21 protein-coding genes are annotated in these 21,939 nt (G+C 68.4%); 13 read left to right on the top strand and 8 right to left on the bottom strand.

The genetic code is table 11. The features are described 5' to 3' along the window. Positions 1 to 12 precede the first annotated feature (12 nt). Both mobF and ACFCYE_RS10705 read left to right on the top strand, forming a co-directional pair. A complete protein-coding gene (mobF, locus tag ACFCYE_RS10710) occupies positions 13 to 3,546 on the top strand; it encodes a MobF family relaxase (protein WP_376178580.1) in 3,534 nt (1,177 codons plus the stop codon). Between the two features lie 188 nt (positions 3,547 to 3,734). Next, positions 3,735 to 4,130 carry a sulfate permease gene (locus ACFCYE_RS10705; protein WP_376178578.1) on the top strand — a complete coding sequence of 132 codons (396 nt, stop codon included), beginning with the start codon at positions 3,735 to 3,737 and terminating at the stop codon, positions 4,128 to 4,130. A 132-nt stretch (positions 4,131 to 4,262) separates the two neighbouring features. Here ACFCYE_RS10705 and ACFCYE_RS10700 read toward each other — a convergent pair whose 3' ends face one another. Next, positions 4,263 to 4,823: an iron chaperone gene (locus tag ACFCYE_RS10700; RefSeq protein WP_376178576.1), complete on the bottom strand. Its 561-nt coding sequence runs from the start codon at positions 4,821 to 4,823 to the stop codon at positions 4,263 to 4,265. Positions 4,824 to 4,847: 24 nt separating this feature from the next. Between ACFCYE_RS10700 and ACFCYE_RS10695 the strand changes: the two genes are divergently transcribed. Together ACFCYE_RS10695 and ACFCYE_RS10690 are read left to right on the top strand one after the other, a co-directional pair. After that, complete coding sequence (locus ACFCYE_RS10695) at positions 4,848 to 5,453, top strand: TetR/AcrR family transcriptional regulator (protein ID WP_376178574.1); 606 nt, start codon at positions 4,848 to 4,850, stop codon at positions 5,451 to 5,453. Further along, entirely contained in the window at positions 5,450 to 6,037 is a 588-nt protein-coding gene (locus ACFCYE_RS10690) for a GNAT family N-acetyltransferase (protein WP_376178573.1), read from the top strand. Before ACFCYE_RS10695 ends, ACFCYE_RS10690 begins: the two co-directional genes overlap by 4 nt. A 128-nt stretch (positions 6,038 to 6,165) precedes the next feature. Here the strand turns inward: ACFCYE_RS10690 and ACFCYE_RS10685 are convergent, their stop codons facing one another. Then, positions 6,166 to 6,378, bottom strand: coding sequence for a hypothetical protein (locus tag ACFCYE_RS10685; RefSeq protein WP_376178571.1), 213 nt, complete (start codon positions 6,376 to 6,378; stop codon positions 6,166 to 6,168). A 7-nt stretch (positions 6,379 to 6,385) separates the two neighbouring features. Between ACFCYE_RS10685 and ACFCYE_RS10680 the strand changes: the two genes are divergently transcribed. Both ACFCYE_RS10680 and ACFCYE_RS10675 read left to right on the top strand, forming a co-directional pair. Beyond that, positions 6,386 to 6,535, top strand: a complete 150-nt coding sequence (locus ACFCYE_RS10680; RefSeq protein ID WP_376178570.1) for a hypothetical protein — start codon at positions 6,386 to 6,388, stop codon at positions 6,533 to 6,535. Between the two features lie 102 nt (positions 6,536 to 6,637). After that, positions 6,638 to 7,075 (top strand): hypothetical protein, encoded by a 438-nt coding sequence (locus ACFCYE_RS10675; protein ID WP_376178569.1) that lies wholly within the window; start codon positions 6,638 to 6,640, stop codon positions 7,073 to 7,075. A 91-nt stretch (positions 7,076 to 7,166) separates the two neighbouring features. Here the strand turns inward: ACFCYE_RS10675 and ACFCYE_RS10670 are convergent, their stop codons facing one another. Beyond that, a complete protein-coding gene (locus ACFCYE_RS10670) occupies positions 7,167 to 8,951 on the bottom strand; it encodes an ABC transporter ATP-binding protein (RefSeq protein WP_376178567.1) in 1,785 nt (594 codons plus the stop codon). A gap of 106 nt (positions 8,952 to 9,057) precedes the next feature. On the opposite strand from ACFCYE_RS10670, the gene ACFCYE_RS10665 reads away from it, so the two are divergent. Together ACFCYE_RS10665 and ACFCYE_RS10660 are read left to right on the top strand one after the other, a co-directional pair. Beyond that, positions 9,058 to 9,882, top strand: a complete 825-nt coding sequence (locus ACFCYE_RS10665; RefSeq protein WP_376178566.1) for a sugar phosphate isomerase/epimerase family protein — start codon at positions 9,058 to 9,060, stop codon at positions 9,880 to 9,882. Continuing rightward, positions 9,879 to 11,003 carry a Gfo/Idh/MocA family protein gene (locus ACFCYE_RS10660; RefSeq protein WP_376178565.1) on the top strand — a complete coding sequence of 375 codons (1,125 nt, stop codon included), beginning with the start codon at positions 9,879 to 9,881 and terminating at the stop codon, positions 11,001 to 11,003. Before ACFCYE_RS10665 ends, ACFCYE_RS10660 begins: the two co-directional genes overlap by 4 nt. A 103-nt stretch (positions 11,004 to 11,106) precedes the next feature. On the opposite strand, the gene ACFCYE_RS10655 is transcribed toward ACFCYE_RS10660, so the two are convergent. After that, the gene (locus ACFCYE_RS10655; RefSeq protein WP_376178563.1) at positions 11,107 to 11,718 is read right to left on the bottom strand and encodes a TetR/AcrR family transcriptional regulator; all 612 of its coding nucleotides are present in this window, start codon (positions 11,716 to 11,718) and stop codon (positions 11,107 to 11,109) included. Positions 11,719 to 11,833: 115 nt separating this feature from the next. On the opposite strand from ACFCYE_RS10655, the gene ACFCYE_RS10650 reads away from it, so the two are divergent. Next, positions 11,834 to 12,943 carry an AI-2E family transporter gene (locus tag ACFCYE_RS10650; RefSeq protein WP_376178561.1) on the top strand — a complete coding sequence of 370 codons (1,110 nt, stop codon included), beginning with the start codon at positions 11,834 to 11,836 and terminating at the stop codon, positions 12,941 to 12,943. A gap of 6 nt (positions 12,944 to 12,949) precedes the next feature. Here the strand turns inward: ACFCYE_RS10650 and ACFCYE_RS10645 are convergent, their stop codons facing one another. Next, on the bottom strand, positions 12,950 to 14,383 hold the full coding sequence (locus tag ACFCYE_RS10645; RefSeq protein WP_376178560.1) for an MFS transporter: 1,434 nt from the start codon (positions 14,381 to 14,383) through the stop codon (positions 12,950 to 12,952). A gap of 96 nt (positions 14,384 to 14,479) precedes the next feature. On the opposite strand from ACFCYE_RS10645, the gene ACFCYE_RS10640 reads away from it, so the two are divergent. The 4 genes from ACFCYE_RS10640 (at position 14,480) to ACFCYE_RS10625 (ending at position 16,580) form a co-directional block, all read left to right on the top strand. After that, positions 14,480 to 15,142: a TetR/AcrR family transcriptional regulator gene (locus tag ACFCYE_RS10640; RefSeq protein WP_376178559.1), complete on the top strand. Its 663-nt coding sequence runs from the start codon at positions 14,480 to 14,482 to the stop codon at positions 15,140 to 15,142. 53 nt (positions 15,143 to 15,195) lie between these two features. Then, complete coding sequence (locus ACFCYE_RS10635) at positions 15,196 to 15,720, top strand: PadR family transcriptional regulator (RefSeq protein WP_376178558.1); 525 nt, start codon at positions 15,196 to 15,198, stop codon at positions 15,718 to 15,720. Then, on the top strand, positions 15,720 to 16,061 hold the full coding sequence (locus ACFCYE_RS10630) for an alpha/beta fold hydrolase (RefSeq protein WP_376178557.1): 342 nt from the start codon (positions 15,720 to 15,722) through the stop codon (positions 16,059 to 16,061). The genes ACFCYE_RS10635 and ACFCYE_RS10630 overlap by 1 nt, the downstream gene beginning before the upstream one ends. Positions 16,062 to 16,136: 75 nt before the next feature. Beyond that, positions 16,137 to 16,580: a DUF6325 family protein gene (locus ACFCYE_RS10625; protein WP_376178556.1), complete on the top strand. Its 444-nt coding sequence runs from the start codon at positions 16,137 to 16,139 to the stop codon at positions 16,578 to 16,580. Positions 16,581 to 16,584: 4 nt separating this feature from the next. Here ACFCYE_RS10625 and ACFCYE_RS10620 read toward each other — a convergent pair whose 3' ends face one another. The 3 genes from ACFCYE_RS10620 to ACFCYE_RS10610 are packed head-to-tail and all read right to left on the bottom strand — an operon-like array spanning position 16,585 to position 21,931. After that, a complete protein-coding gene (locus ACFCYE_RS10620; RefSeq protein ID WP_376178555.1) occupies positions 16,585 to 19,149 on the bottom strand; it encodes a LuxR C-terminal-related transcriptional regulator in 2,565 nt (854 codons plus the stop codon). Positions 19,150 to 19,161: 12 nt separating this feature from the next. After that, positions 19,162 to 20,244, bottom strand: a complete 1,083-nt coding sequence (locus ACFCYE_RS10615) for an ATP-binding protein (RefSeq protein WP_376178553.1) — start codon at positions 20,242 to 20,244, stop codon at positions 19,162 to 19,164. Further along, entirely contained in the window at positions 20,234 to 21,931 is a 1,698-nt protein-coding gene (locus tag ACFCYE_RS10610) for a SulP family inorganic anion transporter (RefSeq protein WP_376178551.1), read from the bottom strand. The genes ACFCYE_RS10615 and ACFCYE_RS10610 overlap by 11 nt, the downstream gene beginning before the upstream one ends. Positions 21,932 to 21,939 lie beyond the last annotated feature (8 nt).

Raw genomic sequence — 21,939 nt, 5'->3', positions numbered from 1 at the left:
TTAAGAGTGGTGATGTCGATGAGAGTGATGAGCGCAGGGGCCGGATACAAGTACCTTCTACGGACAACCGTTGCGGTAGACGCGCAACGATCCTTGCTGGATTCTCTGACGCGCTACTACGCAGGGAAGGGAACACCTCCTGGCTTCTGGCTCGGCTCAGCAGTCTCAGGTCTCGCCGATGGAGAGCTCGCCGTTGGCTCACCGGTCAGTGAGGCGCAGCTAGAGCTCCTTCTCGGTTCGGGCTGCAATCCCGTCACCGGGGCGCCCCTCGGCAGGGCCTGGGCGGACTTCGCCTCCGTCGACGAGCGCGTGGCCAGACGGATGGACAAGATGCCGCTCGCTATCACCCTGGCGGAACGCGCCGAGATGATTGGTCAGATTGAAGCGGAGGAACGCACCAAGCCCGTCCGGACACCTGTAGCCGGCTTCGACCACACGTTCTCTGTCCCGAAATCCGTCTCCGCACTCTGGGCCGTGGCAGATGGAGGAACCCAGGCACTGATCGCCCAGGCGCACCACGCAGCGATCGAAGAAGTGCTGGATCTGTTCGAACGCGATGTGGCGATGACCCGCGTGGGTGCCGATGCCGGTGACGGTTCGGTCGGGCAGGTCGAGGTGCGTGGCGTTGTCGCGACGGCCTACGATCACTACGACTCGCGTAGCCATGATCCGCAGCTGCACACGCACGTCGTGATCACGAACAAGGTGCAGGGCGCCCATGATGGCAAGTGGCGGACGCTCGACGGACGGCCGATCCACCGGGCGGTGGTCGCTCTGAGCGAGCACTACAACGCTGTTCTTGCCGACCATCTGGCGCGGGACCTGGGGCTTGGGTGGGAGTGGCGCGATCGGGGTGAGCGACGCAATCCCGCGTTCGAGCTGACGGGCGTGCCGCAGCGTCTGGTCGAGGCGTTCTCGACCCGTTCGCGAGACATCGAGGAGGAGACCGATCGGCTGGTCGAGGCGTACGGGGCGAAGCACGGGCGGGCGCCGGGCAAGCGTGCGATCCTGCGGTTGCGGGCGGAGGCGACCCTGCGCACACGGCCGGAGAAGAGCGTCCTCTCGCTCGCCGAGCTCACCGCGAGTTGGCGAGAGCAGGCGACTGCGGTCCTCGGACGCGATGCGACAGCGTGGGCATCTGATGCCCTTGACGGCGGCGAGCGGATCCCGCTCGTGCGCGCCGACGATCTGCGGCTGGATGCCATTGCCGACCTCGGCCGTGCCGTCGTCCAGATCGTGGGGGAGAAGCGGTCGACCTGGCAGCGGTGGAACCTCTATGCGGAGGCAGCCCGCCAGCTGATGGACGTCCGTTTCGCCTCGACCGCTGATCGCGAGGCGGCCATGGGACTTCTCGTGGACGCCGCCGAGCAGGCGTCCGTCCGTCTCACGCCGCCCGAGATCGCCTATACGCCGGTCTTTTTCCAGCGCGAGGACGGGAGCTCGGTGTTCCGTCCCAAGCACGGGGCGGTGTTCTCCTCCGCCGAGTTGCTGGAGGCCGAGACCAGGCTGCTCGTTCTTGCCGACACGCAGGATGCGTCGACACTCGACCTCGCTCGTGTCGACCGCGGCGTGCGGCGACGCACCTCCTCCGGGCACCGGCTCACCCCTGACCAGGCCGCCGCGATCACGCGCGTGTCGGTGTCCGGACGCGCCGTGGATGTTCTCGTCGGGCCGGCCGGCACGGGAAAGACCACGACCTTGTCGGTGCTCCGCCGGATCTGGGAGGCCCAGCACGGCAAGGGGGCCGTGGTCGGGCTGGCGCCGTCGGATGCCGCGGCGGCTGTGCTCGCCCAGGATCTGCGGATCACCACGGACAACACCGCCAAATGGCTTTACGAGCACGACCAGGGCCGGTGGACGTTCGAGGCCGGCCAGCTCATCATCGTCGACGAGGCATCCTTGGCTGGCACGTTTACGCTCGACAGGATCACCGGTCACGCCCGCGACGTCGGCGCGAAGGTGCTCCTGGTCGGCGACTATGCGCAACTGGACGCCGTCGACTCCGGGGGCGCGTTCGCGCTGATCGCGCGAACGCTCGGCGCGGACGCGGCCGAGCTGTCAGACGTCCGGCGCTTCAACCACGACTGGGAACGCCGCGCGAGCCTGCGGCTCCGCCTCGGGATGCCAGACGCCGTGCAGGAATATCAGAAGCACGACCGGGTCACCGCCGGCGACTACGAGGACATGCTCGACGCCGCTTACCAGGCCTGGCTCGCCGACACGAAGACGAAGAAGACATCCCTGATGATCGCCGAGACCGTGGAGGCTGTCACAGAGCTGAACCTCCGCGCCCGGCTCGACCGGATCACGGCAGGCACCATCGACCCTGCGCACGCCGTCCGCCTTCACGACGGCACCGAGGCAGCGGCCGGCGACGTGGTCGCCACCCGCCACAACGACAGGCGCCTCCGCGTCGGGAAGACCTGGGTCAAGAACGGCGACCTTTGGGACGTCCTCACCGCCCATGACGACGGCTCGCTCACCGTCACCCGCAAAGGACACTGGGGCGGTGCGATCCGCCTCCCCGCCAAGTATGTGAAGGAGAACGTCGAGCTCGGCTACGCGGTCACCAGCCACCGCGCGCAGGGCTCGACCGTGGACACCGGGCACGTCGTCGTCCCGTCATCTCAGATGACGCGCGAAGCGTTCTACGTCGCGATGACCCGGGGTCGCCAAGCGAACCGCGCATACGTCGCTACCGATCAGCCGGGTCTGGAAGAGCACCAGCTGCGACCCGACGAGGGCGTCACCGCACAGACGGTTCTCGAGGGCGTCCTGCACCACGTCGGTGCCGAGCCGTCTGCGCACGAGAGCATCCGCACTGAGCAGGAAGCCGTAGGCAGCATCGCCCAGCTCGCCGCCGAGTACGACACCATTGCCCAGACAGCCCAGGCCGATCGATGGGTCCGCCTTCTCGAGACCTCCGGCCTCACCGGCGACCAGGTCGACGCCATCGTCGACTCGGACTCCTTCGGCCCCCTCGCCGCCGAGCTCCGCCGCGCGGACGCCAACCGCCACCGCCCTGAGACCTTCGTCCCCACCCTCATCGCCGAACGGCCGATCCAGGACGCCGACGACATCGGCGCCATCCTCCGCGCCCGCATCCAGAAGGCCACCACAGCCGCCACCGGCAGCACCCGCCAGAAAGCGCCCCGCCTCGTGGTCGGCCTCATCCCGCGTGCACTCGGCGTCGCCGACTCCGACCTACAACGCGGCCTCGACGAGCGGGCGCAGCTCATCGAGAACCGCGCATTCGCCCTCGCCGAGGCCGCGGTCACCGCAAAGGAACCCTGGACAAAGCAAGCAGGGGTGCCACCGGCCGGTCGCGCGCGGCGAGCCTGGATCGGCTGCCTGGCCACCGTCGCCGCCTACCGGGACCGATACGGAATCACCGATCCCGAGGTCTCTGTGGGCGCGCCATCCCAGAGCTCGCTCCAGCGCATCGATGCCGCGCGTGCGCGCGCCGCGCTGGAACGCGCCCGTGCCCTCGCCGCCCCGACGAAGGCAACGAGCCCCGCGCCACGCCGACCAGCTCGCACACTCTGAACCACCCTTTCGCCGGTCAGCTAGTCGGCGTAACTTGACTACAAGTAGGCGGACCTCCATGTGGTGCGGGTGTCGCACGGCACGCTGCACCGGCCCGTACCACCCGTGAGGGTGGCTCCTGAGAAGACCGACCCGCCGAACCCGAGTGGTCACCGGAACAACCTCATCCGTGTTCTCAGGAGGCCCCGATGCTCACATTCGCGATGCGCCTGTCGATCTTCATCGTCGGACTGCGCCGATTCCTGCCGGTCAACATCCTGCTCGCCTGGCTTCACACCCGGCGAGGTCTCAAGTACGGCGTCCCCGCGATGCTGCTCTGCATCCCCTACTGGCTCCTGGCGCGGTGGCTCCTCGACCAGGTGCAAACGGGCGTCTTTATCGAAGGCTTCTACGTGGTCGCCCTTGCCAGCGGCTGGAGCGCCCTCAAGCTCGGCTTCCACGGACCCTGGAGTCTTATTCTCCTCACCAAGGTTCGGGCTTCCGAGGCGGTCGCACGTCGGCATCGGCGACGCGCGCAACCGCCAACCATTCCGCCCCGGCCAACGGCTTCCATGCAGGTCGCATCGCTTTCGGTTCCGGAGTGATTCCATGTGTGCGAAAAGTTGCCGGAGCGCCCCGAGAACGGAGTGCGCTGCGTGCATCGCGTGCGGCGCGAGGACGACGAGCGGTGCCGAGCGGGTGGCCGGGATCCGCGGAATTCCGCGGATCGCGCTGTCCTACTGGGCTGGAGCGCCAGGCAGTCGCCACACGGCCAGGTCTTGGTACACGACCCTGCTAAGGTGGAGTCCTCGCAAGGGGACCAGGGGTTCAAATCCCCTCGTCTCCGCCACTTTTCTCCCGTTGAAGCCCGCGATCCCGGTCGCGGGATCGATCCGTGAACCGCTCGGTTGCAGCCCGGGATCGTTCATAGAAGTGCGCGCGAGCCGTTCGACGAGGTCGTCGGGAATGGGCTCGCCGGCGGATAATGTGATGCCGGTCTCGGTGGCTTTCAGTCCGACTGCTTCGATGTCTTCGGCGTGAGCGGTGATTGCGACGGGCGAGACATACAGGCCGCACTGCTTGCTGAAGGCGGCGCAGCTGGCGACGATCGATCGTCCGATGCGGAACCCCGGCATGTCGTACTTGACCTCCTCCGCCTCTGGCAGGGTGCGCGCCAGTTGCGCGCGCAACGCCGCCAGTACGGGACGGAACTGCCGGACGCAGGCGCTACTGCGCTCGGCGTCCGCTGCAAAGATCCGTGGTCCTCGGCAGATGCGTTCTTCCGATAGAATGAACACAAGTTCATTTGAAAGGAGCGCCGAATGCCGCGGACGGCTGAGCAGAACGAGGCGGCGAGGACTGCCACGCGCGCGTCGATCGAGACCGCGGCGGTTCGCGTCTTCGCCCGGCATGGTTTCGCGGACTCGAACATGCGCCAGATCGCCACAGAGGCCGGACTCAGCGCCGGATCGATATACCGGCATTTCGCGAGCAAGGAGGACTTGTTCGAGTCGCTCCTCGGTCAGGCGGTCGAAGGGCTCCGCATGACAGCGGCCCAGCTCTCCGTCGATTCCGACCCGCTCACGCTGATCCGTGGGTTCACGGAGGTGTACCTGGCTGATCTGGCGAGCGGCGACGGGGCGGCCGAGTTCTTCATGGTCGTGAATCGTGGCTACACGACTGATACGCCGCCGGGGACCGCGTCGAGGCTCGCGGGGGAGCAACGTCTGCTTTGGGAAGCGGTCGCGAAGCTCGTGCGTCGCGGGCAGCGCGCCGGTGCGTTCGCTGCGGGCGACCCGGTCGGCATCGCTGCCAACTACTTCGCCCTGCTCAGTGGGCTCACCAGCATGCGCCTCGCGATGGGCGACACGATGCCCGCGCCCGACGTCGACCTGGTGCTACGAACAATCGGAGGAAAAGAACAATGATCGAGATCAAACGCGGCGACGAACTCGGCGAAGGGTATCGACGAAGCATCACCGAGGTCCTCGTCAACGGTTTCGCCGAGGACTTCGTCTTCTTCTCCAAGGACCCGCGCGTACTCGCCGATGCTTTTGCGCACATGGTCATGCTGGATCGGTTCTACGTCGCGCTCGTCGACGATGAGCCGGCCGCGATCGCGTCGGTCACGGTGGGGGCGCAGGAGTGCTTCGCGCCGGAGAAGCAGTCGATGCAGGACGCCCTGGGTCGGTTGCGTGGTGCGATCAGCTATCGGATCGTCCGCAGCCAGTTCCTCGGAGCCTATGAAGGCGCGCGGGAGGGGCTCGTGGAGGTCGGGTTCGTCACGACCGCGCCTGAGCATCAGGGCAAGGGGGTGGGCACTGCGTTGATGCGCGCAGTGCTGGCGCTGCCGTACGACGAATTCGTCCTGCGGGACATCAAAGACACGAACGCTCCGGCGCTCGGGCTGTATCGAAAGCTGGGTTTCACCGAGACCGTCCGCCGCCCCGTGAAGTTCGCCAAGCGCGCGGGCTTCTCGGATTACATCTCGATGGGGCTCCGCAAGGGCTGACGAGTTGAGAACAGATCGGAGCTGACAGAGCGCAAGCTCGGGCTGCCCACCCAAGGATGTCGTGGATCACCATCAGAACGGTGACTGACGCAAGCCGCTATAGCGGCTTGCGGCGCGTTATCGTGATCCTATTGGCTTTCCGAGGGGAACAGGATCGGGCTCAGCAGGTAACGAGAGCGCTCAGGCGTCGCCTCGTTCGAGAGCACGGGAAGTATGGCGTTGCGAAGCCCCGTCATCAGTTCCTGCAGTTCATCGGGGCTCACCCAGATTCCGTGCTGGCGGTAACCCACCGCATCGGCGATCGGCTCGGCGCTATCACGGCGGGTGTAGCCGAACGCCACGATCGTCGTGCTGGAGCAGGACAATCACATGTTCTTCCCCGGCAAAGGCCGATCCACGATGGCCGAGTATCTCGATCCCGGCCATCTCGACGGAGCTGTCGTCGACACCATCATCGACTGGTTGGGACAGCGATCGGCTGATCGACCATCGATCTGACCCAGAGGGCGACCGCAGTCCGGCATCTCCGCTCTCATCGCCCATGCGGAGCGCGGTGCATTCCCAGAATCGATTCAGTGGCTCAGCCAATAGGCTCGCAGCATGGAATCGGCTCAGCCCTTCGACCATGCCGCGTGGGTGGTGAACGAGCGAGCGACCAGACGACGACGCGTGACGTGGACCACGCTCATCATCGCGGCGGCGTTGCTGGCGTTTTTCTACGGTGGACGCGTCGCCTGGCTGTCCATGATGGCCACTGAGGGTGATGTCCCGCCGGCGTCCTCGGTTCCGCTCCCGGAGGGTGCGGAGATTCTGGGCGATAGCGTCGGCTGCGGAAGCGGAGGATGCTCGGTGACCTTTACTGTGCGACCTCCCGCGGGGCAGCAACCGGAAGAGCTTGCGGAGGAGATGGGCGCGACCCCGCAGCTGTCGGTACCGGGTACGTGGTGGGATCCGCGCACTGTTTGGGTGTCGGCGCGGCCAGCGGGCAGCGTCCTGAACCTCGTCGTCGACTATTGGTCCACCGAGTGGGTTCCGTAAAAGCTCGAGCCATGATCGATCGCCTAGGTCGTGACCGCGTCGCAAGGGCGCCGGGGGCCCAAATCCCCTCGTCTCCGCCGCCTTCGCTTGATCAGAAGCCATTCTGCGTCGCATGCAGTTGCGCGTACCGCCCCTGAGCGGCGAGCAGCGTCGCGTGGTCGCCCTGCTCGACGATCCGGCCGTGCTCGAGCACCACGATCCGATCCGCCTCTCGGATCGTCGACAGCCGGTGCGCGACGACGAGGGTCGTGCGCCCCTTCATGAGCCGACTCAGCGCCTCCTTCACGAGTCCTTCCGATTCGGGATCGAGCGCGGACGTCGCCTCGTCGAGCAGCAGGATGCGCGGGTCGCGCACGAGAGCCCTGGCGATCGCCAAGCGCTGCCGCTGCCCGCCGGACAGCCGTGATCCTCGTTCGCCGACGACGGTCTCCCAACCATCGGGCAGCCGGTCGACGAATTCGGCGGCGTTCGAGTCGATCAGCGCACGCCGCAATCGGTCTTCCGGCGGATTCTCCAGGCCATAGGCGATGTTCTCGCGGATGCTGCCTTCGAACAGCACCGACTCCTGCGGCACGACCGACATCGACCGGCGGACGGTGCGCATGTCGACATCCTGCATGTCGAGGCCGTCCAGGAGGATGTGGCCGTTCGTGGGGCGCACGAAGCCGAGGACGAGATTGAGCATGGTCGACTTCCCGGAGCCGGATGAGCCGACGAACGCCACGGTCTGTCCGGGCGGGATGTCCAGGCTGACATCGTGCACGGCATCCTCGTCCGCACCGCTGTAGCGATGCGAGACATTCTCGAGCTGCACGTGGCCGGTGACGGAGTCGACAGGTCGCTTGCCCTCGTTCTGCTCCAGATCGGGCTCCTGCAGCACCTCCGAGATCGACCTCATCGACTCGAGTCCGCGGGCTCCGACCGGGATCAGCATGAGCAGCGATGTCAGTCCCTGAGTGAGCAGCGCGAAGTAGGACGACAGCAGCACGACCTCGCCGGGAGTGATCGGCAGGATGCCGGTCAGGGCGAAGACTCCGGCGAGGGCGAGGCATCCGAGTCCCAGCAGCTGCATCGCGACCCACGAGATCGACGCGACATGGCCGTTCAGCATGTCCAGCCGCAGGCCGGCGCTGCGTACGCCATCTGCGCTCGCCGAGACGCGGGAGACGGCCGTCTGCTCGAGCCCGTGCGCACGCGTCACCGGAATCAGCGACGCCATCTCGCCCACCCGCGCGGCGAAACCCTCGACTTCTCGTCGGAACACCTCGTTGCGCACCCGTGATCGCCGGCTCAGTGCCCAGCGCAGCAGGAGCGCGATCGGCACGGCGAGCGCGTACACGGGCAGGAACTCGGGCACGGCGATCGCCGTCATGGTGATCGCCCCGATGAGCACCATCGTCGATGACAGCAGGGGGTGCGTCAGCTGCTGCAGCATGAGTTCGACGTTCTCGACGTCGCGCACCACCTTCGTCTGCACGATCGACGAGCTGATCCGCGTGTGATAGCCGATCGACAGGCTCTGCAGACGTGCGGCCAGGGCGTTTCGCAGGTCGGCGCCGGTGTCGCGCACCACGGTCATGAAGTTGCGGGTGTAGACGATGTGGTTCGGGTAGTTCTGCACCAGCAGGACGGCGGCGATCCCGAACCACACGAGCAGCGTCGACACGTCGCCGCCGGTGGCGACGAGATCGATGATCCTGGCGGTGACGACCGGAAGGAACCACAGCGGGATCTCCTTCAGCGCGAAGGCGATCAGGGCGACGGTGATCCGCCCGGGGCGACGGGCGAGCAGGCGCAGCACCGAGCGTGCGGGGCGCGGCCCCTGAACGATGCGGATGGTTCCGGTCGACGTGCTGGAAAACGCTTTCGCGGGCATGCTCGATGCTACCGCGGTATTCGAATAACTTCCACCTGGAGGTTTCTGCTATTCTGACCGCTGGGCCGTCGGAGGCCCTCACTCACGTCAAAGAAGGAAGGTCACCGTGGCCCTGCCAGAAGCCTCGATCCAGCTGTACACACTCGCGGAGGAGTTCTCCGCCGACATGGAGGGCTCGCTCGACAAGCTCGCCGCGCTCGGGCTGCGCAACGTGGAGGCGTTCGACTTCGTGCGCCGCCCGGACGAGATCCGCGCGGCCCTGGATGCCTCGGGCCTCGCCTCGCCCACCGGGCACGCCCCGCTGCTGTCGGATGAGCTCTGGACGCCGGACGGATCCATCCCGACCCCGGCCCCGGAGGTCGTCTTCGAGGCGGCCGCGAAGGTCGGCCTCAAGACCGTGATCGACCCGTTCGTCGCGCCGGAGCGCTGGCTGACGCTCGAGGGCGTCACGGACATCGCCGACCGCCTCAACGTACTCGTCGGAAAGGCCGCCGAATTCGGCCTCGAGGTCGGGTACCACAACCACGCACAGGAGTTCATCGCGGACTTCGACGGCGAGACCGCCTACGAGCGCTTCGTGGCGCTCACGGACGAGCGCGTCGTCATCGAACTCGACCTGTACTGGGCGCTCGTCGGCGGCCAGGACGTCGTGAGCCTCACCTCGCGTCTCGGTGACCGCCTCGTCGCGGTGCACGTCAAGGACGGCATCGCTCCGGCGAGCAACCCGTTCGCCCCCGGCGCCGAGAAGTTCGGCTCCGACTCGCTCGACCAGCGTCACGCGGGCCTCGGCGAGGTGCCCCTCGCCGACGCGCTGCGCGCGGCATCCGGCCTCAAGTACGCCGTCATCGAGTACGACAACGCGCCGGGCGACGTCTTCGCCGACATCGCGGCCAGCTACGCGTTCCTCATCGAAGGCGGGTTCGCCCGATGAGCGTCGTCGGTATCGGAATCATCGGGGTCGGCGTCATCAGTGACACCTACCTCACCAACCTGTCGTCATTCCCCGATGTCGAGGTGCGCATCGTCGGCGACCTGCTTCTGGACCGTGCTCAGGCGCAGGCCGAGAAGTACGGCGTCCCGGCGTTCGGCTCGGCCGAGGATGTCCTCGCCCACCCCGGCGTCGACCTCGTCGTCAACCTCACCATCCCCGCCGTGCACATCGAGGTGTCGCGTGCCGCGATCGCCGCGGGCAAGCACGTCTGGACCGAGAAGCCGCTGGGACTGGACCGCGACGGCGCAGCCGAGCTGCTGCGCGAGGCGGAGGCGGCCGGCCTGCGGATCGGCTCTGCGCCCGACACCCTGCTCGGCCCGGCCTTCCAGGCCGCACGGCGCGCGATCGACGACGGCATCATCGGTCGTCCGCTGTTCGCCCAGACGGCGTTCCAGACGCAGGGGCCCGACCTGTGGCACCCGAGCCCCGCGTTCCTGTTCGCCCAGGGCGCAGGTCCGCTCCTCGACATGGGGCCGTACTACTTCTCGGCGCTCGTGAGCCTGCTCGGCCCGGTCGACCGCGTCGCGGCCGTCGGCTCGAAGGCGCGCGAGGAGCGCGAGATCCACACCGGCCCTGCCGCAGGAACCACGTTCCCGGTCGAGGTGCCGTCGACGATCCAGATCGTCACGACATTCGAGCAGGGCACGCAGGCGCAGAGCCTGTTGAGCTTCGACTCGGCGCTCGAGCGGCACGGCATCGTGGAGATCCACGGCACCGAGGGCACCATCGTGATCGCCGACCCGAACCAGTTCGCCGGTCGGATCGCGTACGTCAAGCCGCTCGGCGTGATCCGTGACGGCATGTCGTTCGAGCAGGAGTGGATCGAGATCGAGCACGACGACGTCGAGGTGGGCCGCGGTATCGGTGCACTCGACATGGTCCGCGCGATCGCCGAGAACCGTCCGCACGTCGCCTCCGGGGAGCTCGGATTCCACGTGCTCGACATCCTGCTGTCGGCCGAGGAATCGGCCGCCACCGGACAGACCGTGGTCGTCGAGAGCACGGTCGCACCCGTGCCGCTGCTGCCGGAGGGCTTCGACCCCTTCGCGTCGACGCTCTGATCGCAGGCCTCACCGAACCGCGGGTCCGGCAGTCATCCGGCTGCCGGGCCCGCGGTTTCGTCATCCCCGCGGACTCGGATCCCGCCCATCCGGACGCGTCGTCTCAGGCCTGCTCGCCGGTCAGCAGCCGGTCGAGCATCTCCAGTGCGGCCTCGTGGTCCACTGCATCATCGAGCAGCCACTGCGTCTGAAGGCCGTCGGAGGCGGCGATCACGAGAGCGGCGACGTGGACGGGGTCGAGATCCGCGCGCAGATGCCCGGAGGCCTGCAGGTCGATCACCTGTCGCGAGATCTCCTCGCGAAGGCGGGCGAAGCGGTCCGTGATGTACTCCTGTGCCGCCGGGTGGTTCTCCTCGAGGGCCATGGCGGTCAGGGTCGAGTACAGCTGCACCAGGCCGGGGATGCTGCGGTTCCTCTCGGCCGACACGCGCATCGCCATCGCCGGGCTCGACGCTGCAGGGGGCTGCTTGCCGTTACCCGGGCGGCGCTGCGACTCGCGGTACACCTCCACCAGCAGCTCCTCGAGCGAGCCGAAGTAGTGCGTGAGGGCGGCGTGCGTCACGCCGACCTCCTGCGCGATCGCGCGCAGGCTCGTCTTCTGCGAGCCGCGCTTGGCGAAGACGTCGATCGCCTTGTCCAGGATCTCCTGCCGCCGGGCGATCCCCTTGGGGTATCGGCCTCGGGGGCGGGGAGCATCGGCCGCGGCGTCGGTCATACCCCGATGATACCGATCCGAGGCCGAAAACCTCCGATCGGAAGTTCTTGGGTGGTCGCCCGTTTCGCACACTTCGCATGATGCTCGCGGCACGCGACCGACCGTACGGTCAAGCATGGACATCGATGCGACCTCCGAAACTGTCGGCTCTCCGGCGAAGCCCTCGCGCACGACCCGTCTGCTGACGGCCATCGATCACCCGCTCGCCGTCGGATTCATCGGTGCGCTCGGCGTGATCGGCGCCGTCGTCTTCGGCACCGCGGTCGGCTCGATCTCGACGATCCTCGTCTACATCGTGCTGGCGATGTTCGTGGCTGTCGCACTCGACCCGCTGGTGGCGCGGCTCGAGAAGCGCATGAAGCGCGGGGGTGCCGTGGGCATCGTGTTCGGCGGATTCGCGCTCGCGGTCGCGGTGTTCGCCGTCTTCGTCGTTCCGCCGGTGATCGGGCAGGTCATCGAGCTCGTCAAGGCCATTCCCGAGGAACTCGCCGGGATTCAGCAGTCCGACTGGTATCTGGGCCTCGACGACCATGCCAGGGCGGGCGTCGATTCCGGGCTGCTCGAGATCGGTGCCTTCTTCGGCGACCCGGACACGCTCGTCGCGATCGGCGGTGGTGTGCTCGCGGCGGGGGTCGGGCTGGTCAGCTTCGCGTCCGCGGCGCTCGTGGTCGTCGCATTGACCCTGTACTTCCTGGCCTCCCTGCCGGCCATCAAGAACGCGTTCTACTCCCTCGTCCCCGCGCACAGTCGCGCACGCGTGGCCGGTTTCACCGAGCGCATCACGGGTTCTGTCGGCGCCTCGCTCATGGGCTCGTTCACCCTCTCGGCCATGAACGCCGCGTTCGTGTTCGTCGCGCATCTGGTCATCGGCCTGCCCTTCCCGGCGCTGATGGCGGTGATCGCCTTCGTGATCACGCTCATCCCGCTGTTCGGATCCGTGATCTTCCTTGTTCTCGGCACGTGCGTCGCGCTCTTCGCGGGTCCGACCCAGGCACTGATCTTCGCGATCGTCTACCTGATCTACATCCAGGTGGAGTCGTACGTGCTGAGCCCTCGCATCATGAACCGGGCCATCTCGATCCCGGCGGCGCTCGTCCTGATCGGTGCGATGGTCGGCGGTGCGCTGATGGGTGTTCTCGGCGTACTCGTCGCGCTGCCGGTCACGGCATCCGTCCTGCTCATCATCCGCGAGGTGGTGGTCCCGAAGCAGGACCGCAAGGTGTGAGGGCTGTCAGCGCCGCCGCGCCCCCGCCATCAGGGCGACGGATGCCGCGGCGCCGACGACGCTCGCACCGACCGCCACCCAGAACACGATCGCGTAGCCGGTGGCTGCGTCCGCGGCGGAGGCCGCCAGCAACGCGGCGACCACCGGTGCGGCCGCGGCCGATCCGATCGTGCGGACGACGCTGTTCAGCCCCGTGGCGGCGCCGGTCTCCTCGGCGGGGGAGTGCCGCATCACGAGCTGCGCGCAGATCGCGTACCCGATGCCGTTGCCCAGACCCAGGATCGAGAAGCTCACGATCACAGCCCACGGCATCGTCGGCCACAACGCGAGTCCGGCCCCGCCGATGCCCATCACGACAGCCGAGATCAGACCGGTGCTTCCGGCGCCCCAGCGGGCGACCAGCGCCGGAGTCACGCGGCCGCCGAAGAAGACGAAGACGGCGCTGGGGAGCATGGCCAACGCCGAGGCGGTCACGGTCATGCCGTGGCCGTAGCCCGTGGCGGCCGAGGCCTGCATGAGCGGGGGCAGCGCGATGTAGCAGACGTACGGCACGAATCCGACGGCGACAGTCAGCACGCTGATCAGCACGAGGGGGGCGTGGCGGAAGGTGCGCACATCGACGACGGGGGCCGCGGTGCGCATCTCGACCAGCACGAGAGCCACCAGCAGGACGATGCCTGCCGCGCCGATCGTGATCGTGAGCGGCGAGGCCCATCCCCACGTCGATCCCTGAGAGACCGCGAGAAGCACTCCGACGAGCCCGCCGGCGAGCAGGGCGATGCCCGGCCAGTCCGTGCGCCGATTCACGGTCGGGGCGCTCGCGCGCGGAACCCAGACGATCGCCATCACGGCCGAGACCACGATGAGCGCGGAGCCGATGACGAACAGCCACCGCCACGAGAGCGCGTCGACGATCACGCCGCCGATCACCAGGGCGATACCGGCACCGAGGCCGATCATCCCCGGGATCCAGCCGAACGCGGCGGCGAGCTTCGGGCCGGTGAGCAGCGTGCGCGCCAGAGCGAGCGCGAGCGGGAACGTCGCCGTGCTGATGCCCTGCAGCACCCGTGCGGCCAGCAGCACGCCGAGGTTCGGCGCGGCCGCGGCCGCCAGCGTGGCGATCGTGAAGACCGCCAGCACGATCAGCAGGACGCGGCGGTGGCCGAAGCGGTCGCCGAAATTGCCGACGACCGGTGCCAGCACGGCGCCGGAGAGCAGGAAGGCGGTGAGGATCCAGCCGGTGCCCTGGGCATTCGCGCCCAGGTCCGCGCCGACCGTCGGCAGTGCGGGGACGACGAGGGTCTGCATGAGCGAGAACGCGAAGACGACGGCGCTGAGGGCGAAGAGCACGAGCCCCGCACTGCGTGGGCGGCGTGCCGCCCGTCGCGGAAGGGGTGTGCTGTCGGTCGGAAGATCCTCGTCGAGGATGCTGGAGGTCACGGGGCCTGCTCGCTGTCGTGTCGGAGTTCGCAAATCAATCGGAACGGAATGTTCGTTCCGATTAGAATAACACGCGTGCCGGGTTACAGTGGGGCCATGCCGGAACCCGCAACCAGTGATCGACCATTGCCAGGGCGGCAGCGGGAGGCGCGCTCCAACGATGTCGCGGTGCTCGCCGCCGCGCGCGAGGTCCTATCGACGAAGGGTCACGACGCCTCGATCGCCGACATCGCTCGCCACGCGGGCGTCGGCGTCGGGTCGATCTATCGGCGCTACGCGACCAAGGAGGCGCTGGTCGAGGCGCTGCACCTGCACGCCGTGAAGGAGGCGGCATCCCGAACGACCGAACTGGCTCGTGAACTCGAGAAGGGTGCCGAGGTGGACGACGGCGCTGTCGTCGCCTTCCTCGCGCGCCAGATCACGGGCGCGGGTGGTCCGATCCTCCGCCCTCCGCGGATGGCGGGTCCGATCCCGACGGAGTTGGCGGCGGCATCCGACGAGCTCGGGGCCGGCCTCGAGGCGCTGATCGCGCACGATCGCGCGGCAGGGCTGGTGCCCGCCGGGCTCACGGCGGCGGACGTCATGCAGCTGCTCCAGCACCTGCGCCCCGCCCTGCCGCTGCCCCGTGCGGACGCGGATGCCCTCCATCTGCGCTACCTCGACCTCATCGCCCAGGGGTTGCGTGCGCAGGCCGATGCGGGCGTCGTCCTGGATGCCGGTCCCGGTTGGGATGAGTGGGTCGGCGCCTGGCATGGATAAGGTGCCGACGCATCCATAGTTGCAGTCCTATATATGCATGATCTGCTATCGTCATGCAGCTCAAGCACGCCATCCTCGGTCTCCTCGACGTCGCGCCGCAGAGCGGATACGACCTCGGTCGCGCCTTCGCGCGATCGGTCGCCCATTTCTGGCATGCCGACCAGTCGCAGATCTATCGCACGCTCGATCGGCTCGAGATGGACGGCGCGATCAGCACCGAGCACATTCCGCAGCAGGGCAAGCCCGATCGTCGAGTGCACTCCCTGACCCCGGCGGGGCGGGCGGAGCTGCATGAATGGCTCCGCGGACCGTTGGACGCCGAACAGCCGAAGGAGCCGTTCCTCGCACGCGTCTTCTTCGCCGCCTCCGTGGGGGCGGACACGGCACTCGAACTGCTCGATCGACGCGAGGCGGCGACACGGGCGGAACTGGACGAGCTGCGCGCGTTCCCTCGACGAGCCGGTGATCTCGCCGAGGTGCTGCGCACCGCGACGCTGGACGCCGGTCTGCGTGCGGGCGAAGCCGAGCTCGACTGGATCGACGCGACCCGTCGGGCCATCGCCGGAACGGAGCGATGATGGCGAGCGGATTCGCGACCGAACACGGTGACCGCACCGGCGAGACGATCATCCTGCTGCACGGCGGCAACATCGCGAACTGGATGTGGGCGCCCCAGGTCGAGCGTCTCGCCGGACGACACCTCCTGACCCCGGATGTGGTCGGCTTCGGCGCGCGCAGTGCGGAGCACTGGCCCGGCGTGGATGGCGCCGCCGCGTTCCCGGCGCTCACCGCAGCGATGCCGCAGACGCGCACGCGGATCGCCCCGAAGATGCGGCACGTGTGGAGCATCCAGGATGCTGATCTCTTCACGCGCGCGATCGTCGACTTCGTGGACAGAGGAGTCACCCCTGCGGGATGACTGGTCGCGCCCTTCGGCATCCTGCGGTGCCAGCATCCTCGCAGACGCATCCTGTCGAGGGGAGGGAGTCCGTTCATGACCGGCAGCAGCGCCTCGCTCGCGCCCGTGCAGTACGGGCCCGTGGAGCTCACCGTGATCTCGCTGCGGGACACCGTGCCGTCCGCCGGCGTGCTGCACGCGCTCGCCGCCCAGGTCTCGGAGGGCGTCGTGCGAGTGCTCGACTTCGTCGTGCTGTCTCGGAGCGCGACGGGGGCGGTATCGATCGAGGAGATCGACCGCGACGGCTTCGCGCTCGACGGACTCGAACTGCACGCGCCGGGGCTCGCCGGGGACGAGGATCTCACCGCGATCGCCGAACGGCTTCCGCTCGGCGGTGCCGCCGCCGTCGTGGTCCTCGAACTGCTGTGGGCGCGGGACCTCGCCGAGCAGCTCGAGCACGACGGCAGCGTGGTGCTCGCGGCAGAACGGATCCCGGCGTCCGTCGTGAACACCGTCGTCGGCATGGCCGCGGACGACTGACGGCTCAGGCGTACAGGCGCACGGCCTCGCGACGCGATGCGACGCCGAGCTTGCGGTAGATCGCGCGCTGGTGCGTCTTGATCGTGTTGATCGAAACGCCGAGGCCCGCGGCGATCTCCTGCATCGTGCGCGTGGTGCGCAGCTGCGCGAACACCTCGCGCTCGCGCTCGGACAGCACCTGCAGCGACCCTCCGACGGTCTTCGGCGCCAGGCACGAGGTGATGAAATCCTCGTGCCTGGTGCCCCAGGCGAGCTGCTCGGTGAGCACCTGCCGGATGTCGAGACCTCCGCCGGCGAACGGCCGGCGGAGGTTCTCGGCGACAGCCAGCTCCAGCGCCTGCTCGATGACATCGTGCGCCTGCGACAGGCGATCGGCGCGCCAGTGCAGGACGCCCTCCACCAGCATCCGGGTCACGCGGATATAGGAGATCGCGTCGTAGCGTTCGACCCGGCGCAGCATGTGCAGCGCGAGCTGAGGGCGCCCCATCCGCTCGGCGATACCGGCGAGGATGACGGTGACTAGCGGCAGGTCATCGGCGTCCTCGTACTGCGCCACGATCTTCAGGGCCTGCTCGCGCCGCCCGCTCGCCTCGAACAGGGTCGCGAGCGCCGCGTGGCGGAACGCCGGCCAGGAGACGCCCTGCTGCATCGTCTGCGGCAGGGCCTGCAGCTCCCGCGCCGCGTGCTGGCAGGCATACGGGTCGCGGGTCGCGGCGGCCGTGAACGCCAGCATCATCCGGGCGATCCCGGCGAACGAGCGGTTCGACCCGCCGCCGCGCGTCGCCCTGGTCAGGTCCGCGTGGGCGCGATCCAGATCATCGCGCCAGTAGGCCACGAAGCCGGATGCCGTGGCCGCACTGCCGCCCGCGTACGCCGACCACCCCGGTTCGTCGCGGTGCTCGACGCCATCGGCGAGCACGTCGTCCGTGCGCACGAATTGACCGGCCCACGCCAGCGCGAAGGCGAGATGCCCCAGGGACCGATGCTCCAGGGCCTCCTGGCCCGACGCCCTGGCCTCGGTGGCGGCCGAGGAGAAGAGCTGAAGGATCAGATCCGGTGCGGTGCGGTGACGCAGCTCCGACCAGCCCAGCAGATACAGCAGCGCGGCGCGGTCGCGAGGACTCAGCGCCTCCGCCTGCGCCAGCTGTGTGCGCACGACCTCGGCCGAGTGCACCAGCTCGGCACGATCGTCGATGAGGAAGAGGTCCGCGCGCGAACGGATCGCGGCGTACTCCTCGACGTCGACCGAATCGGCGCGTGCGGCCGCTCGCGCCGCGAACATCTCGGCGACATCCCTGTTGCCGACGACATCCTGAGCACACGCGCGCATGAGCAGGACGCGAGGGTCGTCGGCGTACTCCCGGGGGAGGGTCGCGCACCAGCTGTCGAGCGCATGTGCGCGCGAGCCCACGGCCAGAGCGACCCAGTGCTCGCTCACCAGCCGGACAGCGGCCTCGGTGTCTCCCGCATCGGAGAGGTATTGCGCGGCCGCGAGAGGATCCTCGTCACGCAGGTGCGCCGCCGCGAGGCGCAGCACCTCACCGCGTCGCGTCGGTCTGGTCTGGTCGAGAAGGCTGCGGAACTGCCTGGCGGCGATCCCGTGCCATCGGTACGCCGGGCCGGAGCCCGTCTCGAACCGGTCCAGGAACAACCCCATCTCGGCGCAGCGCTCCAGCAGCGCCGCGCCGTCTGCGACACCGGAGATCGCGGCGGCGAGCTCAGGCGTGAGCACGCGGCACACCGAGGAATCCAGCACGAAGGCGGCCAGATCATCGGGCAACGAGGACACGACGTGGTCGCGGACGTACCGCCGCAGCACCGGCTCGTCCGTGCCGTCGACCGAATCCGGCCGCACCCCGCTCAACTGCACGAAGCGCAGGGCGATCGGCCAGCCGCTCGTCTCCGCGAGGATGGCGTCCGCGTCCACCACGGCCGCTGCGCCCTCATACAGGGAGCTGATCTCCTCGCGTGAGAACGCCAGGTCCCTGGGGCGGAGGACACAGCCGGCGCGCGTCAGGGCGATGCGGCTCAGCGCGATCTCGACGTACCCGGTGCCGACGACGATCACCTGCAACTGTTCGCACTCGCCGCGGATGAAGGCGCCGAGCAGGCCTTCCGCGATCTCGTCCTGGGCGCGGTGCGCGTCGTCGACGACGAGCACGATCGATTCGTCCAGCTGCATCAGCGCCTCCGACACGATGTCGAAGGCGAGCGCCGGCTCGACCTCGTCCGACTGGATGTCGAGCAGATCGGCGAGATCCGCGCGGCATGTCTCTCGAGCGAGTCCCTGCAGGGCACGCAGCACGCTGAGATCCAGGTGCGTGCGATCGGTGTCCCATGCGCCGAGAGTGAGCCATGCCACGCGGTGCTGATGAGGCGCGGCCCATTCGGCGACGGCCGAGGTCTTTCCGTATCCGCTGGGGGCGACGACCAGGAGCGTCGGATGCTCGGCGAGTCGCGTATCCATCTGCGCGGTGAGTCGAGGCCGCCGCAGATGGCCGCGCTGCTCGGCGGGCGGCCGGAATCGGACACCGCGGGTGCGGGCCGATACGGACGGCAGGGTGACCATGCCCCCAGTATCTCAGCGGATGCCGATGGGGACGTCCGACCCGCCCTCGCGCGTCAGGCGTGCACCCATCTGCACCAGCTGCGGCTCCGGCGCGAAACCGCCGGCGAACAGCGCCTGGCCCTGCTGGAACTGCGGTGCCCGCTCCAGCAGCTCGGACGGAGTGAAGCCGAAGATCTGGCCGAGTTCGTCGAGGTCTCGCGTGGAGCTCATCTTCATCAGGGCGAGGTTGTCGCACTGCGAGATGACGTTCGGGTGCAGCTTCGATGGGCGCTGCGTCGACAACAGGAGCCAGATCCCGTACTTGCGTCCCTCGGCGGCGATCTGCACGATGCGTTCGGTCAGCGCTCTGGCCAGCGGCGTCTCGGCGTCGGGGGAGGCGAGGTTGTGCGCTTCGTCGATCACGATGAGGCGGCCGGTGCGCTCGTGGCGCTGCGCCCACAGCCGGTCGAGCACGGCCAGCGCCGTGGTCTGCAGCTGAGCGGCCGAGTCGAAACCGCCGAGGTCGACGACCGTCGCATCCGGCAGCTCGTTGACGACGTCGGCGACATCGCGACCACCCCATGCCCACATGTCCCAGTCGAGGACGCCGAGATTGCGCAGGCGCAGCGCGAGCCGGTGCATCACCGGATCGGTGTGCTCCTCGAGCCACTCGGCCAAGCGCCGGTCGTCGATGAATGCGGATTCGGTCCCGACGCGCAGCATCGCGTTGTACTCCTCGGCATCCAGCACGGGATCCAGCTGCAGGACGGCCGCGCGCGAGCGGATGTCCATGTCGACGAAGCGCACCTGCAGGCGCTTCTCGTCGGCCGCGCCTGGGCGGAGGATGCGCACGTCACGCGATGCCAGCTGGGCCGCGGCATCCTCGGGGGCGCTGTCCTGCGGGGTGTCCAGATGCACGAAGTCGGAATTCGGGTCCAGCACAACCAGAGGGAGCCGCGTGTGCAGCAGAACCTGTTCGAGCACGACGCCCAGCGCGTACGTCTTGCCGGAGCCGCTCTGACCGCACCAGAACGTGTGGCGATTGAACTTCGGGGCGCGCAGATACGCGACGTCGGACGAATCGAGGCGGGTGCCGATCGGCATCTCAGCGGTCATGCTCGCCATCGTATTGCGTGCCCCGGTGCTTGATCGCATTCAGTGCATCGTCCAGCGAATCGCCCAGTCTTCGCCGCAACGGGAAGATGTTGCCGTCGCCGACGATCGCGCCCACGCCTGTGGCGTCGAGCTGATGCGCCAGGCGCGGCTCGACGCCGGTGATCATCAGAGTGGCGCCGTTGTTTCTCAGGTCGGCGGCGTAGTCCCGGATCATGGTGAGGAACGTGACGCCGAGCTCCTCGGTGCCGCGCAGGCGCATCACGACGGTCGCGCCGACGGAGGCCGCAGTCGGTTGGGGAAGCTGAGCGCGGAAGGACTGCGCGGATGCGAAGAACAGACTGCCGTACGCGGTCAGGATGACGGTCTCTCCCTGCGGCAGCTCCGAGGGCGGAGCGACCTCCCTGGGGTGGAATCCGTCGTCGTCGAACACCCAGCGCAGCACGCGGATCCGATTGGACTGGCGCGCGATGTGCATCACGATCGACAGGCCGACACCCACCAGCACGGCGTACTGCAACGGGATGAGGATCGTCAGCACGAACGTCACGAGGAACACCGCGATCTGCATCGTGCCGGTGCGCCACACCATCACGATCTGATGGACCTTGAACGTCCGGATGCCGATGAGGATCAGCAGCGCCGCGAGAGCGGGCATGGCGACGTATTCGATCAGCGGACCGCAGATGAGCAGCGTGGCGAGCATCACGACACCGGCCGTCAGATTCGCGAGCGCGGTCTTCGCGCCGGCTGCGCGGACGAGTGATGTGGCGGACATCGACCCGCCCACCGGCATGCCCTGCAGCATGCCCGTCGCGATGTTGGCGATGCCCTGCCCGCGGAAATCCGCCGAAGCATCCGGGTACCTGCCGTCCGGGTTCGGGACCGAGCCCGAGATCGCCGCGCCCTGCACGAGCCCGACCAGCGCCAGGGAAAGCGCGGGGACGATCAACGACACCACGAGCATCGGATCCGGAAGCGAGATGCCGGGCAGCGACCGGGTGACCTCGGCGAGATCGCCGACCGTCGCGACGGACTGATTGGGCATCAGCAATGCCGCGGCCGAGCCGACCACGACCGCCACGACCATCGCGAGAGCGCCGATCCTGGATCGCTCGAGCAGCAGGATGATCGCGGCCGTGACCGCGCCAACGATGAGCGACGGCCAACTGAAGTGGGCCATCCCGAGCGCACTGTCCAGTGCCCGCAGGAGGCGGTTCGCGCCCGTGCTGGTGAATCCGGTGAGGTTGTCGAGCTGACCGAGGATGATGTTGATCGCGACGGCGTTGACGAAGCCGATCAGCACAGCGGTCGGGATGAAGCGCACCAGGCTGCCCAGCCGCGCGAGCCCGAGGCCGAGCATGATCAGCCCGGCCATCACGGTGAGCGTCGCGATCGCGGTGGCGGCGAGCGGACCCTGGATCTCGGGCACGTCGGCGAGGATCACCGACATCGCTCCGGTGGCCTGCACGCTCATGAACACCGAGCCTGTGGTGAGGGCACCGGCGAACGTGCCGATCATGTAGGCGTTCAGCCCGAACAGCGGGTTGACGCCGGCGAGGACCCCGGCCGCCAGGCCGTCCGGCACGCTCTCGACGCCCAGCGCCACGCCGGCGACGATGTCCTTGCGCAGCGTCTTGCGTCCGCCGAAACGGCGCAGGTACGAGTGCAGGGGCGCGGGGATCCTCATGAGACGGT

Source organism: Microbacterium sp. NPDC056234, assembly GCF_042267585.1.
In the GTDB taxonomy this organism is placed as follows: domain Bacteria; phylum Actinomycetota; class Actinomycetes; order Actinomycetales; family Microbacteriaceae; genus Microbacterium.
Note: the sequence above shows the minus strand (reverse complement) of the source record. Positions and strands in the feature narration are given on the sequence as shown.

Excerpts from the sequence above, each read along its gene's own strand:
- mobF (WP_376178580.1), top strand. The coding sequence starts at position 13 with ATGTCGATGAGAGTGATGAGCGCAGGGGCCGGATACAAGTACCTTCTA.
- ACFCYE_RS10705 (WP_376178578.1), top strand. The coding sequence starts at position 3,735 with ATGCTCACATTCGCGATGCGCCTGTCGATCTTCATCGTCGGACTGCGC.
- ACFCYE_RS10695 (WP_376178574.1), top strand. The coding sequence starts at position 4,848 with ATGCCGCGGACGGCTGAGCAGAACGAGGCGGCGAGGACTGCCACGCGC.
- ACFCYE_RS10690 (WP_376178573.1), top strand. The coding sequence starts at position 5,450 with ATGATCGAGATCAAACGCGGCGACGAACTCGGCGAAGGGTATCGACGA.
- ACFCYE_RS10675 (WP_376178569.1), top strand. The coding sequence starts at position 6,638 with ATGGAATCGGCTCAGCCCTTCGACCATGCCGCGTGGGTGGTGAACGAG.
- ACFCYE_RS10670 (WP_376178567.1), bottom strand. The coding sequence starts at position 8,951 with ATGCCCGCGAAAGCGTTTTCCAGCACGTCGACCGGAACCATCCGCATC.
- ACFCYE_RS10660 (WP_376178565.1), top strand. The coding sequence starts at position 9,879 with ATGAGCGTCGTCGGTATCGGAATCATCGGGGTCGGCGTCATCAGTGAC.
- ACFCYE_RS10655 (WP_376178563.1), bottom strand. The coding sequence starts at position 11,718 with ATGACCGACGCCGCGGCCGATGCTCCCCGCCCCCGAGGCCGATACCCC.
- ACFCYE_RS10650 (WP_376178561.1), top strand. The coding sequence starts at position 11,834 with ATGGACATCGATGCGACCTCCGAAACTGTCGGCTCTCCGGCGAAGCCC.
- ACFCYE_RS10640 (WP_376178559.1), top strand. The coding sequence starts at position 14,480 with ATGCCGGAACCCGCAACCAGTGATCGACCATTGCCAGGGCGGCAGCGG.
- ACFCYE_RS10635 (WP_376178558.1), top strand. The coding sequence starts at position 15,196 with ATGCAGCTCAAGCACGCCATCCTCGGTCTCCTCGACGTCGCGCCGCAG.
- ACFCYE_RS10630 (WP_376178557.1), top strand. The coding sequence starts at position 15,720 with ATGGCGAGCGGATTCGCGACCGAACACGGTGACCGCACCGGCGAGACG.
- ACFCYE_RS10625 (WP_376178556.1), top strand. The coding sequence starts at position 16,137 with ATGACCGGCAGCAGCGCCTCGCTCGCGCCCGTGCAGTACGGGCCCGTG.
- ACFCYE_RS10620 (WP_376178555.1), bottom strand. The coding sequence starts at position 19,149 with ATGGTCACCCTGCCGTCCGTATCGGCCCGCACCCGCGGTGTCCGATTC.
- ACFCYE_RS10615 (WP_376178553.1), bottom strand. The coding sequence starts at position 20,244 with ATGACCGCTGAGATGCCGATCGGCACCCGCCTCGATTCGTCCGACGTC.
- ACFCYE_RS10610 (WP_376178551.1), bottom strand. The coding sequence starts at position 21,931 with ATGAGGATCCCCGCGCCCCTGCACTCGTACCTGCGCCGTTTCGGCGGA.